This is a genomic window from Niveibacterium terrae (assembly GCF_048213115.1).
GTDB classification, from domain to species: Bacteria; Pseudomonadota; Gammaproteobacteria; order Burkholderiales; family Rhodocyclaceae; genus Niveibacterium; species Niveibacterium terrae.
The window spans coordinates 3,063,013-3,083,930 of sequence record NZ_CP172404.1 but is presented as its reverse complement, the minus strand read 5'-3'; the positions used below and the strand labels follow the sequence as shown (position 1 = coordinate 3,083,930).

Annotated in this window: 17 protein-coding genes; 12 read left to right on the top strand and 5 right to left on the bottom strand. The window is 65.1% G+C overall.

The annotated features are described in order from the left end of the window. The first annotated feature begins 167 nt into the window (after positions 1-167). The gene (gene purL, locus ACHFB9_RS14260; protein WP_417071394.1) at positions 168-4,025 is read left to right on the top strand and encodes a phosphoribosylformylglycinamidine synthase; all 3,858 of its coding nucleotides are present in this window, start codon (positions 168-170) and stop codon (positions 4,023-4,025) included. 51 nt (positions 4,026-4,076) lie between these two features. Here purL and ACHFB9_RS14255 read toward each other — a convergent pair whose 3' ends face one another. Beyond that, on the bottom strand, positions 4,077-5,039 hold the full coding sequence (locus tag ACHFB9_RS14255; protein ID WP_417068004.1) for a DUF535 family protein: 963 nt from the start codon (positions 5,037-5,039) through the stop codon (positions 4,077-4,079). 469 nt (positions 5,040-5,508) lie between these two features. Here ACHFB9_RS14255 and ACHFB9_RS14250 point away from each other — a divergent pair, with 469 nt between their 5' ends. The 8 genes from ACHFB9_RS14250 (at position 5,509) to ACHFB9_RS14215 (ending at position 13,715) form a co-directional block, all read left to right on the top strand. After that, the gene (locus tag ACHFB9_RS14250; RefSeq protein WP_417068002.1) at positions 5,509-7,236 is read left to right on the top strand and encodes an ABC transporter permease; all 1,728 of its coding nucleotides are present in this window, start codon (positions 5,509-5,511) and stop codon (positions 7,234-7,236) included. A gap of 14 nt (positions 7,237-7,250) precedes the next feature. Continuing rightward, positions 7,251-8,567, top strand: coding sequence for a nitrate/sulfonate/bicarbonate ABC transporter ATP-binding protein (locus tag ACHFB9_RS14245; protein WP_417068001.1), 1,317 nt, complete (start codon positions 7,251-7,253; stop codon positions 8,565-8,567). Between the two features lie 160 nt (positions 8,568-8,727). Then, positions 8,728-10,218, top strand: coding sequence for a carboxypeptidase M32 (locus tag ACHFB9_RS14240; protein WP_417068000.1), 1,491 nt, complete (start codon positions 8,728-8,730; stop codon positions 10,216-10,218). A 19-nt stretch (positions 10,219-10,237) separates the two neighbouring features. Beyond that, entirely contained in the window at positions 10,238-11,596 is a 1,359-nt protein-coding gene (locus ACHFB9_RS14235; protein WP_417067999.1) for a chloride channel protein, read from the top strand. Then, the gene (locus ACHFB9_RS14230; protein ID WP_417067998.1) at positions 11,589-12,293 is read left to right on the top strand and encodes an AzlC family ABC transporter permease; all 705 of its coding nucleotides are present in this window, start codon (positions 11,589-11,591) and stop codon (positions 12,291-12,293) included. Before ACHFB9_RS14235 ends, ACHFB9_RS14230 begins: the two co-directional genes overlap by 8 nt. Next, the gene (locus ACHFB9_RS14225) at positions 12,290-12,616 is read left to right on the top strand and encodes an AzlD domain-containing protein (RefSeq protein WP_417067997.1); all 327 of its coding nucleotides are present in this window, start codon (positions 12,290-12,292) and stop codon (positions 12,614-12,616) included. Before ACHFB9_RS14230 ends, ACHFB9_RS14225 begins: the two co-directional genes overlap by 4 nt. 176 nt (positions 12,617-12,792) lie before the next feature. Further along, positions 12,793-13,197: a YybH family protein gene (locus ACHFB9_RS14220; RefSeq protein ID WP_417067995.1), complete on the top strand. Its 405-nt coding sequence runs from the start codon at positions 12,793-12,795 to the stop codon at positions 13,195-13,197. Continuing rightward, on the top strand, positions 13,194-13,715 hold the full coding sequence (locus tag ACHFB9_RS14215) for a GNAT family N-acetyltransferase (RefSeq protein WP_417067994.1): 522 nt from the start codon (positions 13,194-13,196) through the stop codon (positions 13,713-13,715). Before ACHFB9_RS14220 ends, ACHFB9_RS14215 begins: the two co-directional genes overlap by 4 nt. Here the strand turns inward: ACHFB9_RS14215 and ACHFB9_RS14210 are convergent. Further along, complete coding sequence (locus ACHFB9_RS14210; RefSeq protein ID WP_417067993.1) at positions 13,712-14,587, bottom strand: ThiF family adenylyltransferase; 876 nt, start codon at positions 14,585-14,587, stop codon at positions 13,712-13,714. The two genes, ACHFB9_RS14215 and ACHFB9_RS14210, sit on opposite strands and share 4 nt — an antisense overlap. Then, a complete protein-coding gene (locus tag ACHFB9_RS14205) occupies positions 14,587-15,267 on the bottom strand; it encodes a class I SAM-dependent methyltransferase (RefSeq protein ID WP_417067992.1) in 681 nt (226 codons plus the stop codon). The genes ACHFB9_RS14210 and ACHFB9_RS14205 overlap by 1 nt, the downstream gene beginning before the upstream one ends. 396 nt (positions 15,268-15,663) lie before the next feature. Here ACHFB9_RS14205 and pepA point away from each other — a divergent pair, with 396 nt between their 5' ends. Further along, entirely contained in the window at positions 15,664-16,446 is a 783-nt protein-coding gene (pepA, locus tag ACHFB9_RS14200; RefSeq protein WP_417067990.1) for a flocculation-associated PEP-CTERM protein PepA, read from the top strand. 57 nt (positions 16,447-16,503) lie between these two features. On the opposite strand, the gene ACHFB9_RS14195 is transcribed toward pepA, so the two are convergent. Further along, the gene (locus ACHFB9_RS14195; protein ID WP_417067988.1) at positions 16,504-17,271 is read right to left on the bottom strand and encodes an AraC family transcriptional regulator; all 768 of its coding nucleotides are present in this window, start codon (positions 17,269-17,271) and stop codon (positions 16,504-16,506) included. A 110-nt stretch (positions 17,272-17,381) separates the two neighbouring features. On the opposite strand from ACHFB9_RS14195, the gene ACHFB9_RS14190 reads away from it, so the two are divergent. Then, a complete protein-coding gene (locus ACHFB9_RS14190) occupies positions 17,382-18,584 on the top strand; it encodes an MFS transporter (protein ID WP_417067986.1) in 1,203 nt (400 codons plus the stop codon). On the opposite strand, the gene ACHFB9_RS14185 is transcribed toward ACHFB9_RS14190, so the two are convergent. Next, a complete protein-coding gene (locus ACHFB9_RS14185) occupies positions 18,581-19,477 on the bottom strand; it encodes an AraC family transcriptional regulator (protein ID WP_417067984.1) in 897 nt (298 codons plus the stop codon). The genes ACHFB9_RS14190 and ACHFB9_RS14185 overlap by 4 nt on opposite strands. A gap of 211 nt (positions 19,478-19,688) precedes the next feature. Here ACHFB9_RS14185 and ACHFB9_RS14180 point away from each other — a divergent pair, with 211 nt between their 5' ends. After that, positions 19,689-20,870, top strand: coding sequence for an iron-containing alcohol dehydrogenase (locus ACHFB9_RS14180; RefSeq protein WP_417067982.1), 1,182 nt, complete (start codon positions 19,689-19,691; stop codon positions 20,868-20,870). Positions 20,871-20,918 lie beyond the last annotated feature (48 nt).

Below are 20,918 nucleotides of genomic sequence, written 5' to 3'. Positions count from 1 at the left end.
TGGTTCCCCGCCTGCACGAATATTTCCGCTTCGTCAGCAGGGACTTTCTGCCGCAGCGGGAAGTCCGCTTCGGTGAGCCGCCCAAGTGGCGGTATAATTGCATTTTTCAGCTCGTCGCCCAGTCAGCGCGGCGAAGCGTTTCCAATCCGAACTCGATGCCGACGACCATGCCCGAGATCCTCAAGTTGCGTGGCGCCTCCGCGCTTTCCGCTTCCCGTCAGCAAAGCCTGACTGCCTCCCTGAAGAGGGCGCTGCCCGGCCTGCGTGCGCTGGCCGCCGAACACTGGTACTTCGTCGAACTCGACTCGCCTCTGGACCAGAGCGAACTGGCGCGCCTCGCGGATCTTCTGGGTGCCCATCCCGAAGGGGATCTGCCCTCCGGCCAGGTGCTGCTGGTGACTCCCCGTCTCGGAACGATCTCGCCCTGGTCGTCGAAGGCGACCGAGATCGCGTTGAACTGCGGTTTCGCGAAGATCCACCGGATCGAGCGTGGAACGGCGTATACGCTCGATTGCGATGGCGATCTGTCCGCGGCGCTGCCGTTGCTGCACGACCGGATGACCGAATCGGTGCTCCCGGATCTTGCTGCGGCTGACCGGCTGTTTGCGCACTATCCGCCCAAGCCCCTGACCTCGGTCGATATCCTCGGCGGCGGACGGGCCGCGCTCGAAGCGGCCAACGGTGATCTGGGCCTCGCGCTCTCGCCCGACGAGATCGACTATCTGGTCGAGAACTTCGTCAGGATCGCCCGCAACCCGACCGACGTCGAGCTGATGATGTTCGCGCAGGCGAACTCCGAGCATTGTCGCCACAAGATCTTCAACGCCAGCTGGGTTCTCGACGGCCAGGAGCAGGACAAGAGCCTGTTCGGGATGATCCGCGATACGCACAAGGCTCAGCCCGAGCACACGGTCGTTGCCTATTCGGACAACTCGGCGATCTTCGAGGGCGCGAGTGTTCCGCGCTTCTATCCGGACAAGGAAGGACGCTGGACTTACAAAACCGAGCTGACCCACATCCTCGCCAAGGTCGAGACGCACAACCACCCGACCGCGATCTCGCCTTTTCCCGGCGCCGCGACCGGCTCGGGCGGCGAGATCCGTGACGAAGGCGCGACCGGACGCGGTTCCCGGCCCAAGGCGGGTCTTGCGGGTTTCTCGGTCTCGAACCTGAATATCCCCGGCTATGAGCAGCCCTGGGAAGTTGCCTATGGTAAGCCCGAGCGCATCGCTTCGGCGCTGCAGATCATGATCGACGGTCCGCTCGGCGCCGCGGCCTTCAACAACGAGTTCGGCCGTCCCAACCTGACCGGCTACTTCCGCGCCTTCGAGCAGGATGTGGCAGGCGAGGTGCGCGGGTATCACAAACCGATCATGGTCGCTGGCGGCTTGGGCAGCATCCAGGCCGAGCAGTCGTTCAAGCTCGAATTCGCGCCTGGAACCCTGCTGATTCAGCTTGGCGGCCCCGGCATGCTGATCGGTCTGGGCGGCGGTGCGGCGTCCTCGATGACGACCGGCACCAACTCCGCCGATCTCGACTTCGCTTCGGTTCAGCGCGGCAACCCCGAGATCCAGCGCCGCGCGCAGGAAGTCATCGATGCGTGCTGGCAGCAGGGCGAAGCGAACCCGATCCTGTCCATCCACGACGTCGGCGCCGGTGGCCTGTCGAACGCGATGCCCGAGCTGGCCGATTCGGCGAAGCTCGGCGCGCACTTCGAGCTGCGCCGCGTCAAGATCGAGGAGCCGGGCATGAGCCCGCGCGAGATCTGGTCGAACGAAGCGCAGGAACGCTACGTTCTGGCGATCTCGCCCGAACGGCTCGATGAATTCGAAGCGATCTGCGCGCGCGAGCGCTGCCCCTTCGCCGTGCTCGGCACGGCGACTCGCGAGGGCCGTCTGCTCGTCACCGACGAGCATTTCGGCAACAAGCCCGTCGACATGGACATGCAGGTGCTGCTCGGCAAGCCGCCGCGGATGAGCCGCGATGTCGCGTCCGAAGCGATCGCTCTGCCGCCGCTGGCGACGCAAGGCATCGCTCTCGCCGACGCGATCGATCGCGTGCTGCGCAACCCCGCCGTCGCGTCCAAGAACTTCCTGATCACGATCGGCGACCGCTCGGTCGGTGGCCAGACCGCGCGCGACCAGATGGTCGGCCCCTGGCAGGTCCCGGTGGCCGATGCCGCGGTGACGACCGCGAGCTTCACAGGCTATCTCGGCGAAGCGATGGCGATGGGCGAGCGCTCACCTCTGGCCTGCGTGTCGCCCGCAGCTTCGGGCCGGATGGCGGTCGGCGAGGCGGTTACGAATCTGCTCTCGGCCGACATCGACGATCTCAAGCAGATCAAGCTCTCCGCGAACTGGATGGCCGCCTGCGGTCATCACGGTGAGGATGCCCGGCTGTTTGCTACCGTCAAAGCCGTGTCCGAATTCTGTGTTGGCGCCCAGCTGGCGATCCCGGTCGGCAAGGATTCGCTGTCGATGAAGACGGTGTGGCAGGACGAAGGCGGAGAGAAGAAAGTCGTCTCGCCGCTGTCGCTGATCGTCACCGCCTTCGCTCCGGTCAATGACGTGCGCCGCACGCTGACGCCCGAGATCAAGGCTCTGCCCGGCGTCGAAACCGAGCTGATGCTGATCGACCTGGGGCGCGGCCAGCAACGCCTCGGCGCTTCGATCTTCGCGCAGTGCTTCAAGTCGGTGGGTGATGAAACTCCGGACATCGATGCCGCGACGCTGAAGGCTTTCGTTGCCGTACTCGCCGAGCTCAAGCGCGACGGCCATCTGCTCGCCTACCACGACCTCGGTGACGGTGGTCTGCTGGCGACGGTTGCCGAGATGGCATTCGCCGGTCACTGCGGTGTTGCGCTCGAACTCGACGCGATCGCCCGCGAAGGCGGGGAGCTCGCCGCGCTGTTCGCCGAAGAACTCGGCGCGGTCGTGCAGGTTCGCAGCGCTTCCCGCGACAGGATTCTCGCGATTCTCGACCGGCACGGTCTGGGCGAGTTCGCGCACGTCGTCGGCCGCCCGGTTCCGGGCGATGCGCTGACGATTTCCCGAGGGGGCAAGACCTTGTTCTCGGCGCCGCGTGCCCGGCTGCAGCAGGCGTGGAGCGAAGTGAGCTACCGGATTGCGGCGATCCGCGACGATGCGGACTGCGCCCGCGAGGAATTCGACAGTCTGCTTGCCGCGAACGATCCCGGCCTGTCGGTATCGCTCTCCTTCAATGCGTCCGAGGACATCGCGGCGCCGATGATCGCGACCGGGGCGAAGCCGAAGATCGCGATCCTGCGCGAGCAGGGCGTGAACTCCCAGGCCGAGATGGCTTCGGCTTTTGAGCGCGCCGGCTTCGAGGCTTTCGACGTGCACATGTCCGACCTGTTCTCTGGACGTTACACGCTGGACGAGTTCAAGGGCTTCGCGGCCTGTGGCGGCTTCTCGTATGGCGATGTGCTCGGCGCGGGCCAGGGCTGGGCCAAGTCGATCCTGTTCAATGAAGCGCTGCGCGCCCAGTTCGAAGCCTTCTTCGCGCGGACCGACACGTTCGCGCTGGGCGTCTGCAATGGCTGCCAGATGATGGCCCAGCTCGCGTCCATCGTCCCCGGAGCCGAGAACTGGCCGGTCTTCCTGCGCAACCGGAGCGAGCAGTTCGAAGCCCGTTTCGTGATGACCGAGATTCAGGAGAACCCGTCCATCCTGTTCGCCGGCATGGCCGGCAGCCGGATGCCCATCGTCGTTTCGCACGGCGAAGGGCGCGCCGAGTTCCGGCCGGGAAGCCAGCCCGCCGCGGCGCAGGTCGCGCTGCGCTACATCGACAACGCGGGAGGGATCGCGCGCGCTTATCCGGCCAACCCGAACGGCTCTCCCGAAGGGATCGCCGGTCTGACGACGCCGGATGGCCGCTTCACGATCATGATGCCCCACCCCGAGCGCTGCCGACGCACCGTCCAGATGTCCTGGGCGCCCGACTTCCTCGGCGAGGATTCGCCTTGGATGAGGATGTTCCGCAACGCGCGGGTCTGGCTGGGCTGATAAAAAACGGCCGGCTCCTTACCGGAGCCGGCCGTTTTTCCTTGGCGGCGTTCAGGCTGCGCGGGGATGGGTCAGATGGGTTCTGGCCTGTTCGGTGATCGCTTCGCGCAGCGCGTTGCGCCGCGCGGCTTCGGCTCGCTTGCGCGAAGCGACCGATTCCAGCGGCTTGTGCTCGGGGTGTAGCGGCAGAAGCCAGTCGCCGCCGGCGCGCTGCTCGCCACCGAACTCCCGCCAGCAGGCGTCGTAATCGAACGCGATCGCGCGCCGCTTGCGCAGGCATTGGTAGATGTGACCCGAGGTTCCGGTCGCCGCGAGGCGGGTGCATCCGGACTGCTCCGCCAGCCATTGCATCGTTTCGAGTATCAGCGAGCGGGGCCTCATGCCGTGGCAGGCCCGGGTCAGCGAACGCACCCGCTCGCGTCCCTTCTCGCAGGCCGGCCCTTGCAGGCAACCGATGAACAGTTCCCGAGTCTTGCCTTCGCCGCGGAAGCTGAATGCGGCGCTGTACAGACGCTCGCCTCCTTCGATCAGGTTCAGTACGAATTCGCCTTCCTTGCCGAACTGGCCTGGACGGTCGAGCTGTAGTTCGAGCGCTTTGTCGTCACGATCGGCGAAGCTGGCCAGCAGCAGGGGGCCGGAGCAGAGCGCTTCGACGATGCTGTCCCACCCCGCCGCCTCGCAGTTGCGGTAGTGCGCTTCGAGCAGCGAGACCCGGTCCGCAGCCGAGCGGCCCCGCTGCTGATAGGGACGATGCGGTTTTTCGGCGAGTTCGGGGTGGAAGCGGACCCAGCGCCGCAGCAGGGCATCCTCGTCGAGGCGGCCGAACCACTCCCGGCTCGAGCGCGACAGCAGCAGACTGCGCAGCAGCAGCCGCGTGCGCCGCTTCGCCTGCTCCGGGTAGATGCGCAGCGCGTGGCGGTGCGCCTGACGCGCAAAGCGTCTACCGCCGATGACGGCGAGCAGCGAGAGAAGCAGCAGATCAAGCGTTCCAGGACGATTCAAGGCAGGGCTCATGCGAAATTCGTGTGCAGCGGGATGGTGGCTTGTCAGAGGTCGGTGCTGCAGCGCAGCCGACCAGGGCAACAGAATTCGATAAGGCGATTATCGGACCAGAATCTTTCCTCAATCTTAAGGTGACGACAAGAACCGCATGCAGGCAGAGGCCCGGAAGGGCCACGATTCTCCCACGCTTCCCGTGTCGGCGGGGAAATCCTTTGCTTGTGCGGGATTCCGGATTGGCGCGGACCGGGAGGCGAGCCAGGCCGGCCCTGCGGCGCGAGGCGCCACGGCGAATTTGATCGTCCTTCCTTGCCTTCCGGTTCTGATCGCTGATCATGCCGGGCCGGGGGAAAATCGGGGCGAGCTTCGCTTCGCCTGTGTCACACTATTCGACGCAAGAGAATGTTATGTTTCGCCCCCCGCACAGAGCGCCAGCTCTGCTCCTGTGCCGCCGTGCCTGCACGGCCCGTCGAGAAGAATTCAGATGGATCAGAAACATTTTTTTCCCCGCCAGGTCGTCGATGCGGGAGGTAACCGCTGGGATTGGGTGATGCTGCCGCTGGTGCTGGCCGTGCTGGTGCTGCTCGGCTATGGCGGTTCGCAGATGTCGCGCCCCTATGAGCTCGGTCAGCAGCTGCAGATCTCGCTCTCGCCGTGGATGCTGCCCTATTACCTGTTGCGCAGCACGCTGAGGATGTTCCTCGCGCTGGGCGCTTCGCTGATCTTCTCCTGCATCTTCGCCGCGATCGCGACAAAGTACCGCGCTGCCGAGAAGGTCATGGTGCCGACTCTGGACATCCTGCAGTCGATTCCGATTCTCGGCTTCCTGTCGATCACGGTGACCGGCTTCATCGCGCTCTTCCCGGGCAACCTGCTCGGCGTCGAATGCGCGGCGATCTTCGCGATCTTCACGTCCCAGGCCTGGAACATGGCCTTCAGCCTCTATCAGTCGCTGAAGACGGTTCCGGTCGAGTTGAAGGAAGCCTCGCAGATCTTCCAGCTCTCGTCCTGGCAGAGGCTCTGGCGGCTGGAGCTGCCCTATGCGATGCCCAGCCTGCTCTGGAACATGATGATGTCGATGTCCGGCGGCTGGTTCTTCGTCGTCGCGTCCGAGGCGATCTCGGTGTCGAACCAGAGCATCAAGCTGCCCGGAATCGGTTCTTACATCGCGCTGGCGATCGAGGAGCAGAACCTCGCCGCGATCGGCTGGGCGATCGGCGCGATGCTGCTCGGCATCCTGCTCTACGACCAGCTCTTCTTCCGGCCTCTGCTGGCCTGGGCCGACAAGTTCCGTTTCGAGCAGAACGCGTCCGAGACCGCGCAATCGTCCTGGTTGCTGACCTGGGTGCGCAGAACCGACAAGCTGCAAGGCGTCGCGATCGCCGGGGTCAAACTGCTCGAAAAATCCTTCCTGATGTTCCGCCGCGACTACGACGGCACGTCGATCCGCGCCCGCGCGAAACCCCACTCGGAAGCCTGGGTTCGCGCCTGGGATGCGGTGATCGCGGCGCTGCTGCTGTTCGCGGTCTGGCGGCTGGGCAGTTTCGTGCGCGCCGAGGTCGGCTGGGCAGAGGTCTGGCACGTCTTCGTGTTAGGCCTCTACACGCTGCTCCGCGTGATGGTGCTGATAACGCTGGCGGCCCTGGTCTGGGTGCCGGTCGGCATCTGGATAGGGATGAACCCGGTGCTGTCCGAGCGCTTCCAGGCCGTCGCCCAGTTCCTCGCTGCCTTCCCGGCCAACCTGATGTTTCCGATCGCAGTGATGCTGATCGTGCGTTGGCACCTGAACCCCGACATCTGGCTCTCGCCCCTGATGGTGTTCGGCACCCAGTGGTATCTGCTCTTCAACGTGATTGCCGGCGCTTCGACGGTTCCGACCGAGCTGCGCTATGCGGCCAAGAACCTCGGTGTGACCGGTTGGCTCAAGTGGAAGCGCTATCTGCTTCCCGCGGTGTTCCCGAGTTTCGTGACCGGTGCGATCACCGCCAGCGGCGGTTCGTGGAACGCCAGCATCGTCGCCGAATATGTGACCTGGGGCAACACGACGCTCGAAGCGCATGGAATCGGCAGCTATATCGCCCGGATGACCGCGACCGGCGATTTCCCGCGCATCGCGCTCGGAATCGGCGTCATGTGCGTGTTCGTGATGGGTTTCAACCACTTCGTCTGGCGGCGGCTGTATCGGCTCGCCGAAGACCGGATGCATTTCTGAGCGGGGAAATCGCGATGTCCAGTGCGATCATCGAATTGAAAGGGGTTGGCAAGTCCTTCCGGGGTAGCGACGGTACGCCGCGCTCCGTGCTCGAAGGTGTCGACTTCGAGCTGCATGAAGGGGAAATCGTCGCGCTGCTGGGCCAGTCCGGGTCGGGCAAGTCGACGCTGCTGCGGATCATGGCCGGCCTGATCGGTGTCGATGCCGGCGACGTGCGCTACCGCGGCCAGCCGCTCTATGGCACGGCGCGTGGGATCAGCATGGTCTTCCAGTCCTTCGCGCTCTTTCCTTGGCTGACCGTGCAGCAGAACGTTGAGCTGGGCCTGGAGGCGCGCGGCGTCGCTCTGGCCGAGCGCGAGAAACAGGCCGAGGCGGCGATCGAGATGATCGGTCTGGCCGGCTTCGAAGGCGCGCTGCCGCGCGAGCTCTCGGGCGGCATGAGGCAGCGGGTCGGCATCGCCCGGGCGCTGGTCACCGAGCCCGAAGTGCTGCTGATGGACGAGGCCTTCTCGGCGCTCGACGTGCTGACCGGCGAGCGGCTGCGTGATGACATGCTTGAGCTGTGGGACGGCGGGCAGATGAGCACGAAGGGCATCCTGGTCGTCTCGCACAACATCGAGGAAGCGGTGATGATGGCCGACCGGGTGCTGATCTTCGCGAGCAATCCCGGCCGCATCCGCGCCGAACTTGCGATCGACCTGCCGCGCCCGCGCGAAGTCGATAGCGCCGAAGTTCGCCGGCTGATCGACGAAGTCTATGCGCTGATGACGGCCAGCGCGCCGCGTCCGGGACGCACCGCCGGCGAACCGGTCCGCCTGCACCTGGGCGACCGCCTGCCGGAGGCCGACGTCAGCCGGATGGAAGGCGTGCTGGAACTGCTGGTCGACGAGCCTTTCAACGGTATCGCCGACTTGCCGCAGTTCGCCGAAGAGACCGAGCTGACCGACGAGGACTTGCTGCCTCTGACCGAAGCGCTGCAGCTCTTTGGTCTCGTCAATGTCGCGCGCGGCGACATTTCGATCACGCCGCTTGGCCGCCGCTATGTTGAAGGCCAGAACACATTGCGCAAGGAAGTGTTCGGCCAGCAGTTGCTCGCCCACGTTCCGCTCGCTGCCCACATCCGCCACAGCCTGGAACAGGAGACTTCCGGCGAGCTGCCCGAAGAGCCTTTCCTGAAGCTGCTGCGCGAGACGATGGACGCGGCCGAGGCCGAACGCGTGCTCAAAGTCGCGATCGAGTGGGGGCGCTACGGCGAAGTGTTCGAGTACAACTACAACACCGGCGTGATCCACCTGCCCGAAGGCGAGGAAGAGGAAGAAGAAGAGGCTTGAACGAACGGGGAGGTGCCCGTTCGTTCAAGGTCGCGTCGGGCGAATTGTGGCAGCCTGTTGCATTAGCCGCGATGCCTTGGGCAGCGCGGCGGATTTTGCGGCATCATGGATACCTTCCCCCGCTTGCGGGTGAGGCTTTAGTCGTCACCTGATACCCCCGATGTCCGCCACCCTGATTCCGGCTTATGAAGAGCTCAAGAGGCGCAATGCCCGCCTCTACCGTTTTGAACACCTGATCGCGATCGCTTCGCACGATCGCGCCACCGCGATGCCGGCCGGAGGCAACGACGCGCGCGCCGCGGCGATCGCCGAGCTGTCGCTGCTGATCCATACCGAGAGCACGGCCGCCGATCTGGGGGCGCTGCTCTCGGCCGCCGAAGCCGAGCCCTTGTCCGAGCAGGCTCAGGCCAATCTGCGCGAGATGCGCCTCAATCACCTCTTCGCGCGCGCCGTTCCGGCGCGTCTGGTCGAAGCGAAGTCTCTGGCCGGAGCGCGCTGCGAGCACGCGTGGCGGACTCAACGCCAGGCCAACGACTGGAAGGGCTTTCTCGAAAACTTCCGCGATGTGCTGCGTCTGGCCCGCGAGGAAGCGCTGCATCTGTCCGATGCGCTGGGGCTGGCGCCCTACGACGCGCTGATCGAGCGCTTCGAGCCGGGAATGCGCTCGGCCGAGCTCGATCGCGTCTTCGGCGATCTGCGCGCATGGCTTCCCGATCTGATCCGCAAAGTGCATCTTGCCCAAGCGCCTCTGCCCGACCTCAAAGGACACTTTCCCCGCGAGGCCCAGTACGCGCTGAGCCTTGAAGTGATGGCGAAGCTTGGCTTCGATTTCGATGGCGGCCGGCTCGACGAGAGCGCCCATCCCTATACGGGCGGGGTGCCCGAAGACGTGCGCCTGACGACGCGCTATACGGAAACGGATTTCGCGCAGTCGCTCAATTCGACGATCCACGAGACCGGGCACTCGCTGTACGAACAGGGTCTGCCGCGCGAGTGGGTCGACCAACCTCTGGGGCGGGCCCGCTCGATGGGCATCCACGAGAGCCAGAGCCTGTTCTTCGAGATGCAGATCGCGCGCAGCGAGGCTTTTGCGCGCTGGCTCTCGCCGCTCGTCGTCGAGCACTTCGGCCCCCGTCCGGGCTTCGATCCGCAAAGCCTGTACCGCTACTCGACCCGCGTTGCGCCGGGCAAGATCCGCGTCGATGCCGACGAGCTGACCTATCCGATGCATGTGATCCTGCGCTACGAGATCGAGCGCGCGTTGATTGCCGGCGAGCTCGAGGCCGAGGACATCCCGGCGGCCTGGGACGAGAAGATGCAGTCTTTGCTGGGCATCGATACTCGCGGCGACTATCGCGACGGCTGCCTGCAGGACGTGCACTGGACCGACGGCTCCTTCGGCTATTTCCCGAGCTATACGCTGGGTGCGATGTATGCGGCGCAATTTTTCGCGGCGATGCGCCAGAGCCTGCCCGATGTCGAAACGAGGATCGCTGCCGGCGATTTCTCCGCGATCAACGAATGGCTCAAGGATGCGATCTGGAGCCAGGCGAGCCGCTGGGAGACCGCGGATCTCGTTCAGCTCGCCAGCGGTGAAGCGCTGAATCCCGCGCACTTCCGTGCCCATCTGGAGCGCCGCTACCTCGGCTGATCCGGACGTGCGTCAGGGTATGAGATTTCCCCGGATCGGCTGGCCCGGGCGCGCTGTCCTCGACTGGCTGCGCCCGCCGCGCCGCCAGCGCATCTATGCCCGGCTCTGGCTGGGGCGCCTCTATTTCTGGGGCGGGGCGGTTGGCGTGGGGCTGCTCGCGGTGCTCTTCGCCCGCCTCTCGACGCTGCTGGGCAGCTGGCAGATGGAGGCCGCGACGGCGCACCGATGGCTGCCCTTCGTCTGTCTGCCGCTGGGGGGCGCGGCGCTCGTTGCGCTGACCCGGCGCTTCTTTCCGGGAACCGAAGGCAGCGGCATCCCGCAGGCGATCGCGGGGCTGAAGCTGGGAGCGGATCCCAGGGTTTCCCGTCTGCTCTCGCTGCGCATCATCGCCGGCAAGATCATGCTCGGCGTCTCGGCGATCGGCTGCGGGTTCTCGATGGGCAGGGAGGGGCCATCGGTGCAGATCGGCGCTTCGCTGATGCAGATCCTCCATCAGCATCTGCCCAGGTCCTTGAAGATCCCGCGCGGACACATGCTGATCGCGGGCGCCGCGGCCGGCATCGCTGCCGCGTTCAACACGCCGCTCGCCGGAGTCGTCTTCGCGATCGAGGAGATGAGCCGCAGCGTCGAGGCGAAGCTGAGCGGCCTCGTGATCACCGCGATCGTGCTGGCCGGAGTCTGCTCGCGGATCTTCCTCGGGGGAGGGCACTACTTCGGCCGGGTCGTGATCTTCGCGTCGTCGCGCGACCTGGTGCTGTCCGTGATCTTCGCCGCGCTGCTCTGCGGCCTGACCGGTGGGCTCTTCGCCCGGCTGCAGATCATGGCCGCCTGCCGCTGGCAGGGACCCTGTGCCCGCTTCAGGTCAGCCCACCCCTGTCTGTTCGCAGCCCTCTGCGGCCTGCTGGTCGCCGGACTCGCCGCGGGATGCGATGGCGCCGTTTTCGGCAGTGGCTATGTCCAGACCCGGGCCTTGCTCGAGGGGGGAGCAGAGCTGCCCTGGTTCTATGGTTTGTTCAAATTCCTCGCGACGCTCTTCTCCCAGCTCTCCGGTCTGCCCGGCGGCATCTTTGCGCCCTCGCTGGCGATCGGAGCGGGGCTCGGCCATGCCGTCGAAAACCTGTCTTCGGCGGCTCCGGCGATGCTGCTGGTGCTCTGCATGACCGGATACCTGGCCGCGGTGACCCAGGCTCCGATCACCGCTTTCGTGATCGTGATGGAGATGGTCGACGGCTATTCGCAGATCATCGCGCTGATGAGCGTCGCGCTGCTCTCCTCGATGGTGTCGAGGATGCTTGCTCCGCCGCTCTATCACACGCTGGCCAGGCGCTTCGTCGACAAAGCGCTTGCCGGGCCGGCCGCGGGAGAGGGGAATGCCTGAGCGCAGCGCATCGGCCGAATTTCGCGCTGGCGTCGCGGCCGAGCTGCCGCTGCTGTTCGGCGTCGTGCCTTTCGGCCTGATCTTCGGCGTGCTGGGTCTCGCCGCGGGGCTGCCGGGCTGGGCTGTCGTTGCGATGTCCTCGATCATACTGGGCGGCTCGTCCCAGGTCGTGTTCGCCCAGCTCTGGGGCGCTCAGGTGCCACCCGCCGTGATCACCGCGACGGTCGGCGTCGTCAATCTTCGCCACGCGCTCTACAGCGCCAGCATGGCCCGCTATCTGCGCGATCTGCCGCTGCGCTGGCGTCTGCTGCTCGCCTATCTGCTGACCGACGAAGCCTATGCGGCCGCGATCGAGCGCTTCGCGAACGGACCCGAAACGCCGGCTCGCCACTTCTTCCTGCTCGGCACCGGTCTCACGCTGTGGGTCGGCTGGCAACTCTCGACGCTGGCCGGAGTTCTGGTCGGCGCGGCGATTCCGGCCTCGTGGTCGCTCGACTTCTCGATCGCGCTGACTTTCATCGCTCTGCTCGCTCCGGCCCTGAGGCGGCGCAGCGAATGCGTCGCCGCCGCAGTCGCCGCGATTGCCGCGCTCGCGCTGCAAGGCCTGCCGCACAAGCTGTGGATCATCGCCGCGGCGCTGGCCGGGATGGGGGCGGGAATGCTCGCGCGCAGGCTCGATCGCCGGGAAGCGGAATGAACATGCCCTGGAGCCTGATCCTGACCATGGTGGCTGGAGGTCTCGTGACCTTGCTGATCCGCCTCTCCTTCATCATCGGCGGCCGCCGCCTCGCGCTGGGGCCCCGCTTTCAGGGTCTGCTGCGCTATGTGCCGCCCGCGGTGCTCTCCGCCTTGATCGCGCCCGAGCTGCTGCTGCGCAATGGCGCCTTCGATCCCTCTCCCCGCAATCCGCGCCTCGTCGCCGGCCTCGTCGCGATCGCCGTCGCCGCGCTGACGCGCAGCGTGCTGCTGACCATCGCCTGCGGCATGCTGGCGCTGTGGGGCATCAACTGGCTGCTGTAGCGAGCTAACATCAGATGCCTCGCCGCGGATCACGCGGATGAGCACGGATAGAAGCGTTTCTTGTTCGGAAGGCTGAGTCTGCGCAGAGCGCTCCGCGAGGAAATCCGCTTACAGAGCGCCCGCCCCGGGTTCTGGGTTCTCTGTGTCTCTGCGGCTCTGCGTGAGAAGGAGTGAAGATGGGAATCACCCGTTTTGAAAGCGACGATCAGCAACAGGTCTGGGAGACGCTGCGCGCGCTCAATGACGCCTGGACCTGCGGCAATCCCGACGATCTGGCCGACTATTTCCATCCCAACATGGTCGCGATCACGCCGGTCGCACGTGAACGCCTGGAAGGGGCGGCTGCCTGTATCGCCGGCTGGAAAGGCTTTGCCGAGGCGGCCGAGATCCATCGTTGGCGCGAGAAGGACGTGAAGATCCAGATCTACGGCGATGCGGCCGTCGCGAGTTATGAGTTCGAGATCGCCTTCGCGATGGGCGGCAAGGAAGTCGAACTGGGTGGCCGCGACCTGTTCTTTTTCGTCCGCAAGAACGGCCGCTGGTGGGCCGTCGCGGATCAGTACTCGCCGTACCCGGGATGAAGATGGAGCCTCTCTACCGTCGGGCGAACGCCTCCGACGCCGAATGCCTCGCCGCGCTGGCCCTTCAGGTCTTCTTCGACACCTATGCGCAATGGGGAATTCGCCCCCCGGTCGCCCGCTACGCGCTGACCGAGCTGAGCGTCGAAGCCTTCGACGAGCGCATCAAGGATCCTTCTCTGTGCGTGCTCGTCGCCGAAGTCGATCAGCATCGGGTCGGTTTCGCGGTCCTCGTGCTCGCCGCGGAAAGTCCCGTGCCGGGCTGCCCGCCCGCGGAGGTCGCGACGCTCTATGTGTCGCGCCATTTCGCCCGACGCGGCATCGGGCGCGGCCTGCTCGACGAGTGTCGTGGGCTCGCCGCCGAGCTGAGCCCGGATCCGCGGATCTGGCTCTCCGCGAACGCCGAAAACGCGGGGGCGATCGCGTTCTATCGCCGGCTGGGTTTCAACGAACTCGGCGCCTTCGACTTCGAGATCGAAGGCGAACGCCACCCCAACCTCGTATTCGTGTCGCCGGCTTAGAGCCCGCGCAGCTTGCGCCGGATCAGCAGCAGCAGCAGCTTCTGCAGCGGATTGGCGTTGCCGAAGGGGCGCCAGGTGCGGTGCAGGCTCTGCCGGTAGGCATCGAAGTGCAGGCCCCAGGGCGCTGCGGTGATTCGTCCCCGGCCGAGCAGCAGCTTCAGAACCTCGACGCCCATGATTCCCGCGCACAGATCGCAGGCCATGACCGTCGAGGGACCGCGCTTCTCGTCGAAATTGACCGCGTCCGGCACGGCCAGGTAGCGTCTCTGCGGCATCGCCGGAGAGAGTCCGGCGATGAATCTCGCCTGTTGCTCGAAGAAATCGCAGCCTTCGAGCCGGAAGTACTCCTCGAAGCTCATCCCGCCCGGGCGAAAGACGAGCAGCGCAGCGCCCATTCCCAAGGGGGCTGTCGTGACCGCCGGGATGCCGCGCTTTGCGCATTCGGCAAAGATCTGACGGCGAATCGGCAGCGCGAAGAAGTCTATCCCGTCGACATAGACATCGACGTCGTCGAGAAAAGCACCGAGGTTGTCTGAATCGACCCCCTTCGCGAAGATGCGGATGTCCAGCTCCGGGTTGATGTCGCGGGCCATCTCGGCGATGACCGCCGACTTCTCGCGATCCAGGCTGCTCATCGTCGCGCCGATCTGGCGGTTGAAATTGTGGATCGCGAAGCAATCGAAGTCGGCGATCGTGAAGGCTCCGACGCCCAGCCGGGTCAGCGTCTCCACATGCCTTCCGCCGACGCCGCCGTTGCCGGCCACTGCAATGCGCGAACGGCGCAGCTTCTGCTGTTCGTCGGGGGTCAGCCAGCCGATGTTGCGGGAAAACGCAGTCCCATAGTCGAAGGACTCCGGGGTTGGCGCGGTCATCAGACCGGCTTCCTGAGCAGCACGTTGTAGCAGTTCCCCGAGACAGTATCCGAGGCGATCTCGAAACCGGCATCCACAAAGCGTTTGCGGATGTCATCGCGACGGTAGGGGGTCACCAGGATTCCCTTCTTCGCCCCCCAGACGTTGATCCGGTTGGCGATCGAGGCGAGAAGACCCCTGCCTTCCGGGTAGAGCAGCACGTTGGCGGCCAGAGAGCCGCCCGGTTTCAGCACCCTCAGCGCATCCCGGAGCGCCCCGTCGACATCGGGGAAGCAGTGCACCGAGTTGGCGATGTTCGCGGTGTCGAATGAATTGTCAGCGAAGGGCAGCGCTGCGGCGTCCGCGTGCCTGATCTCGACATCCGGATTCCCTTTGAAGCGCCAGCGCGCACCGGCGAGCATCGATTCCGCGTAGTCGATCGCCGTCACCGAGACGGGATCCATATGGTGCCGGCTGCGCCACTTGAGCACGAGCGCGAGTAGCGTCGCGGTTCCGCAGGCGATCTCGAGATGCTTCTGGCCGAAGTTGCGGCCAAAGAAGCGCAGCTGTTCTCCCAGGCTGCTGTTGTAGGCGAAAGTCAGGATCAGAAAACCCCGCACGTCGTACCACCAGGGCGGAGAGGAGTAAGCCTCGGCGATCTCGTCGCGAGTCTTCACCGGGTGCCGTTCGTTTCCAGCCATATTCAGCGTCTCTCCGTGGTCATCGTTAACGGCCCCTTGAGGGAGTCGCTAGCAGCCCCTGGCGCACAGCTGGCCTGGTGCCACACCAACATAGTCGAGCGCGGCAACCCGCGCACGCCTATGTTGCCGGGAGGTCGGGCTGATTTCTCGGATGAGCGCAACAAGGTCTGTCCGTGCTGTGTGGTCTCGGCAAGGATTTCCTTCGTCACAGGATGTCCTGGGGACTGGAGGGGAAGCGAAACGGCTGTCGAGATAATTTACAAAACGATGCGTTCGTTGCGCAGCGGAAAGGCAAGGTATTGATTATTCGATTGTTTTTTTGTTGGCACGGAGTCTGCTTAAAAGGAGCGCGGCCGGCTCAAGGCCCAAATCTACGATTTCTCAGGAGCGATTGCGATGAAAACGAAAATCATCAAGACCTTGTCGGCTGGTGCGCTGTTCATGGCAAGCGCCGCAGGTTTTGCTGCCCCGGTTCTGCCTGACTTTGTCGTGACGCCCGGATCGGTTCCGGGCGTCACGGATACGGCACCGTTTACCGCGGACAAGATCACCGGCAACTACAACGAAGCTTTCACTGTGACCGGAGCGAACACCTTCATCACGAAAGCCTATTGGGACGCCGGACAGTTCGTGAAGAATGACGGAGCGACTCCGCTGACTGCCAAGCTGACCCAGTTGGGCAACAGCTACGGTCTGTATGCAGTGTTTGACTCGGTAGGCACCTTCGCCACGAGCGCGGATGGCTCCGTCTTCACGGGCGGGACCGGCTCGATCAAGATCTACATCGACGCCGCGCTGGACACGACCAAGGCACTGGGTGCGACGGGGGCCGATGATATTGTCATCGGTGACAATGCTGATGACTACCTGATCGCCACATCCGACTATCTGATCGCTGCGGCAGGTACGCAATCGGCCGGTCTGGCCAATGGCGACTTCAAGTTCGTGTTCGGCGACTTTACGCTGACCCCGGAGGGGGCGTCCTTCTTCACCTCGCCGTCTCCGTTCTACTTTGGGCTGGATCTGGCTGGCCAGTTCAACTCGTTTGAAATCTCGGGAAACCAGCAGATCAACGGCTCGGCTGATGCATGGTTTGGTGTCCCGGAACCGGCGGGGCTGGCTCTGATCGGTTTCGCGCTGTCCGGCCTGGGTCTGTTCGGCCGCCGTCGCAAGAGCTGAACGAGTGTTTGCGATGTAAAGCCCCGGCTTCGGTCGGGGCTTTTTGCATTTTGGGGCTCAGCCAGCCCCCTTCTTGAAGTCGCTCGGAGAACTTCCCAATTCGCGCTTGAACATCGCCGAGAAAGCGGTCGGGCTCTCATAGCCCAGGTCGAGCGCGACATCGATGACCCGGCGCCCCAGGGCAAGCTGCTCCAGCGCCGCGATCAGTCTGGCCTGGCGGCGCCAGCGTGCGCAGGACAGGCCAGTCTCGCGCGCGAAGCGTCTTTGCAAGGTGCGCGGATCGATAGTGAGCCGTCTGGCCCATTCCTCGACGCTCGTCGTGTCCTCGGGCGTCTCGCGCAGCCTTTCGCAGACTTCGCGCAAGTCGGGCGAGGCGGGCAGCGGCAGGGCCAGCGGAAGGCTGGGCAGGCGGTGGATCTCGTCGAGCAGCAGAGCCATGACGCGGCCGTCGCGGCTCTCGGCTGAATAGCCTGGCTGGATGTCCATCGCGGCCAGGATCAGTTCGCGCAGCAAGGGCGTGACGGCCAGCACGCAGGGCTTGTCCGGTAGCGTTCGGGCGACCTCGGCGCTGATGTGCAGCGTGCGCAGCCGAACCGCAGTCAGCATCCGCGAGCAGTGCCCGGTGCCGCAGGGAACCCAGATCGCGCGCGTCGGCGGAACGATCCACTCGCCCGCTTCGGTGCTGACCACCATGACGCCTTCGACCGCGTAGAGCAGCTGGGCGGTCATCGGGTGGCTGTGCCTGGGCGAGGACGCCCCGGAGGGCAGGTTGCGCGACTTCGCGATGACGGGAAGGATTCCCGCATCGGAATCGTGGACGTTCATCGTCCAGACCATGATCCGCCCTTTTCGAATAGCTTGATGCCTTATTGTCGCAGGACGGGCGGGTGTGTGGCCGGTATCCTTGCCGAAAAATCGTCAACGGAGCCTTTTGCATGAATTCCCCCCAAACGCAGGCCGGCCCCCAGTTTCGCATCCTCGGTTCGGTCAGCCTGTCGCACTTCCTCAACGACATGCTGCAATCACTGATCATCGCGATCTATCCGCTGCTCAAGGGCAATTACCATCTGAGCTTCGCGCAGATCGGTCTGATCACGCTGACCTATCAGTGCACGGCGTCCCTGCTCCAGCCGCTGGTCGGTTTCTATACCGACCGCCATCCGCAGCCGCGCTCGCTGGTGCTGGGCATGAGCCTGACGCTGTGCGGGCTGCTGACTCTCGCGAATGCGCACAGCTTCGCGCTGATCCTGATCGGCTCGTCGATCGTCGGAACCGGTTCGTCGATCTTCCACCCCGAATCGTCGCGCGTTGCACGGATGGCTTCGGGCGGGCGCTTCGGCCTGGCCCAGTCGATCTTCCAGGTTGGCGGCAATGCCGGCACTGCGGCCGGCCCGCTGCTCGCGGCGCTGATCGTCTGGCCGCTCGGGCAGGGCAGCCTCGCTTGGTTCGCGATCCCGGCTCTGATCGCGCTGGCCGTGTTGTGGACCGTCGGGAACTGGTATCACACCCAGCACAGGGTCGCCAGGAACGCCGCAAAAAAGGTCTCGCCGCTCGCGCCGCGCGAGATCGCGGTGGCGCTGACCCTGCTGATCCTGTTGATGGTTCCGAAGTACTTCTACCTCGCCAGTCTGAGCAGCTTCTTCACCTTCTACCTGATCCAGCACTTCGGACTCGGCGTTCAGGCCGCCCAGTTTCACCTCTTCCTGTTCCTCGCTGCGGTGGCGGCCGGCACGCTGCTGGGCGGGCCGATCGGAGACCGGATCGGCCGCAAGCGGGTCATCGTCGGCTCGATCCTCGGCATCACGCCTTTCTCGCTCGCGATGCCTTATGCGAACCTGTTCTGGACCGGCGCGCTCAGCGTCGTGATCGGCTTTGTGCTCGCCTCGGCCTTCTCGGCGATCCTGGTCTATGCACAGGAGCTGCTGCCCGGCAAGGTCGGCCTCGTCTCGGGGACCTTCTTCGGACTGGCCTTCGGTCTGGGCGGAGTGGGCGCCGCGGTGCTCGGCTTCGTCGCCGATCTCAAGGGGATAGAGTTCGTCTATCAGGCCTGTGCCTGGCTGCCTCTGGCAGGCCTGCTGGCGATTCGCCTGCCCGATCCGAAGCGGGGGCCGGAGGCCGTGCCGCTGCCTGCCGCCTAGCCTGTCGCTTCCGACCGGAGCCGGCCCTGCGCGGCATCGTTCGCCGGGCTGACGCCGAAGAAGCGCTTGAACTCGCGGCTGAACTGCGAGGCGCTGACATAGCCGACCTGGTTCGCGGCGGCCGTCGCGCTCAGGCCCTGCTGCTGCATCAGCACTCTCGCCTTGTGCAGGCGCAGGCTCTTCAGATACTGCAGCGGCGAAGTCGAGGTGACGGCCTTGAAGCTGTGGTGAAAATTCGAGACGCTCATGTGCGCATCGCGGGCTAGCGTCTCCACATCGAGCTCTTCGGCGTATCCGCTGTGCAGGCGTTTGAGTACCCGGGCGATCTGGCCGGAGCGGCTGTGGCGGGCCGCGACCGCGCGCAGCGCGCCGCCCTGCTCTCCGCACAGCACCCGGTAGAGGATCTCGCGGACAATCGAGGCGCCGAGGATGCGGCTGTCCCGCTCTGAGGCGAGGCATTCGAGCAGCCTTTCGGCCGCGCAGGACAGATCCTCGGTCAGCGGCGTCGAATAGATGCCTTGAACCAGCCCCGGGGCCTGCTCCGTGTCCTCGATCTCCATCAGCAGCTCGCCCAGCATGGCCGGATCGACCGCGATCGAGACGGCCAGCAGAGGCTCTTCGAGGCTTGCGACGGTTTCGCACTCGAGCGGCAGCGGAACCGACAGGACCAGATAGTTGTTGGGGTCGTAGCTGAGCGCCTGCTCGCCGAGGAAGACCCGCTTTCTTCCCTGACCGACGATGATGATGCTCGGCTCATAGACGATGGGCGCGCGCGGCTGGCTTCGGGTGGCCCGGAAAAAGCTCACCGAGTCGAGGCGAGAGGGAGTCCTCCCTTCGCCGATGGCCAGGGTCTGCAGCAATTCGGCGAGGCGTCTGTCCGGGAAGTTATCCATGATGGGCTGAGATCGATGCTTCTGTTGATCATACGATTGGGCATGGGCCTTCGCAAATTCCTTGCTGTAAACAAGACAAATCGACAGAAACAGGCAAATTCCGGGCAGGAATGGGTGTTGGCGTGCCGTTTTGTCCCGCCTAACATGAAGCCATCCGGGGGCGGACGGCCTGGGCCGACGCACCCCCACATCGATAAACGGAGACAGTGAAATGAACTTCAGCTACTTCATGCCCTCGCGGATCTTCTTCGGCGCCGGTTCGCTCGCCAGGCTCGGTGAAGTGAAGCTTCCCGGCCACAAGGCCTTGATCGTGATCTCGGCCGGCACCGCGATGAGAAAGCAGGGCTACCTCGACCGCGTGATCGCGCTGCTCGCCAAAGGGGGCGCCGCGAGCGTCGTCTTCGACAAGATCCAGCCCAACCCGATCAAGAGCCATGTGATGGAGGCGGCGGCGCTCGCGCGCGCGGAAGGCTGCGACTTCGTCGTCGGCCTGGGCGGCGGCAGCAGCATGGACTCGGCCAAGAGCATCGCGCTGATGGCGAACAACCCCGGCGACTACTGGGACTACATCTTTGGCGGCTCCGGAAAGGGCCGGCCCGTCCCGAATCCCGCCCTGCCGATCATCGCGATCACGACGACCGCGGGAACCGGTACCGAGGCCGATCCGTGGACCGTGATCACGAAGGAAGACACGCACGAGAAGATCGGCTTCGGCAACGATTCGACTTTCCCGACGATCTCGATCGTCGATCCGGAGTTGATGCTCAGTGTGCCGCCCCATCTGACTGCCTATCAGGGCATGGATGCCTTCTTCCACGCGGCCGAAGGCGTCATCGCGAGCTGCGCATCGCCGATCAGCGACCTGTACGCGTTCAAGAGCATCGAATTGCTCGCCCGTTACCTTCCTGTCGCGGTCCGCGACGGCGCGGACAAGGAGGCGCGGGCCCAGGTCGCGTTTGCGAATACGCTGTCCGGCTTCGTCGAATCGACTTCGTCCTGCACTTCCGAGCACTCGCTCGAACACGCGCTCAGCGCGCTTCACCCCGAGCTGCCCCATGGCGCGGGCCTGACGATGCTGTCGGTCGCCTACTTCGAGTTCTTCATCGGCAAAATTCCCGATGCTCTGTTCGAGAAGATGGCGCGGGCGATGGGCGAAGACGTCGATGCGCTGCCTGCGGCCGAGCGCCCCAAGGCTTTCATCGTCGCGCTGAAGAAGCTGATCGCGGCCAGCGGCCTCGCCGAGCTGAAGCTCTCCGATTACGGGATCACCCGCGAGGAGCTGCCGGCTCTGGCCCGCAACGCGCGTGAGACGATGGGCGGACTGTTCGAAGTCGACCGCTACACGCTGTCGCTGGATGACACCGTCGCGGTCTTCGAAAAAGCCTGGCGCTGAGCCCCTCGCCGGGGAGGCGTCTTTGCCTCCCCGGCGTCGAGTAGTGCC

What these genes read in the sequence shown, in the direction of transcription:
- ACHFB9_RS14195 (WP_417067988.1), bottom strand. Translation starts at nt 17,271, where the DNA reads ATGAACGTCCACGATTCCGATGCGGGAATCCTTCCCGTCATCGCGAAG.
- ACHFB9_RS14230 (WP_417067998.1), top strand. Translation starts at nt 11,589, where the DNA reads ATGCCTGAGCGCAGCGCATCGGCCGAATTTCGCGCTGGCGTCGCGGCC.
- ACHFB9_RS14240 (WP_417068000.1), top strand. Translation starts at nt 8,728, where the DNA reads ATGTCCGCCACCCTGATTCCGGCTTATGAAGAGCTCAAGAGGCGCAAT.
- pepA (WP_417067990.1), top strand. Translation starts at nt 15,664, where the DNA reads ATGAAAACGAAAATCATCAAGACCTTGTCGGCTGGTGCGCTGTTCATG.
- ACHFB9_RS14255 (WP_417068004.1), bottom strand. Translation starts at nt 5,039, where the DNA reads ATGAGCCCTGCCTTGAATCGTCCTGGAACGCTTGATCTGCTGCTTCTC.
- ACHFB9_RS14215 (WP_417067994.1), top strand. Translation starts at nt 13,194, where the DNA reads ATGAAGATGGAGCCTCTCTACCGTCGGGCGAACGCCTCCGACGCCGAA.
- ACHFB9_RS14245 (WP_417068001.1), top strand. Translation starts at nt 7,251, where the DNA reads ATGTCCAGTGCGATCATCGAATTGAAAGGGGTTGGCAAGTCCTTCCGG.
- ACHFB9_RS14185 (WP_417067984.1), bottom strand. Translation starts at nt 19,477, where the DNA reads ATGGATAACTTCCCGGACAGACGCCTCGCCGAATTGCTGCAGACCCTG.
- ACHFB9_RS14210 (WP_417067993.1), bottom strand. Translation starts at nt 14,587, where the DNA reads ATGACCGCGCCAACCCCGGAGTCCTTCGACTATGGGACTGCGTTTTCC.
- ACHFB9_RS14225 (WP_417067997.1), top strand. Translation starts at nt 12,290, where the DNA reads ATGAACATGCCCTGGAGCCTGATCCTGACCATGGTGGCTGGAGGTCTC.
- ACHFB9_RS14190 (WP_417067986.1), top strand. Translation starts at nt 17,382, where the DNA reads ATGAATTCCCCCCAAACGCAGGCCGGCCCCCAGTTTCGCATCCTCGGT.
- ACHFB9_RS14235 (WP_417067999.1), top strand. Translation starts at nt 10,238, where the DNA reads ATGAGATTTCCCCGGATCGGCTGGCCCGGGCGCGCTGTCCTCGACTGG.
- ACHFB9_RS14180 (WP_417067982.1), top strand. Translation starts at nt 19,689, where the DNA reads ATGAACTTCAGCTACTTCATGCCCTCGCGGATCTTCTTCGGCGCCGGT.
- ACHFB9_RS14250 (WP_417068002.1), top strand. Translation starts at nt 5,509, where the DNA reads ATGGATCAGAAACATTTTTTTCCCCGCCAGGTCGTCGATGCGGGAGGT.
- purL (WP_417071394.1), top strand. Translation starts at nt 168, where the DNA reads ATGCCCGAGATCCTCAAGTTGCGTGGCGCCTCCGCGCTTTCCGCTTCC.
- ACHFB9_RS14205 (WP_417067992.1), bottom strand. Translation starts at nt 15,267, where the DNA reads ATGGCTGGAAACGAACGGCACCCGGTGAAGACTCGCGACGAGATCGCC.
- ACHFB9_RS14220 (WP_417067995.1), top strand. Translation starts at nt 12,793, where the DNA reads ATGGGAATCACCCGTTTTGAAAGCGACGATCAGCAACAGGTCTGGGAG.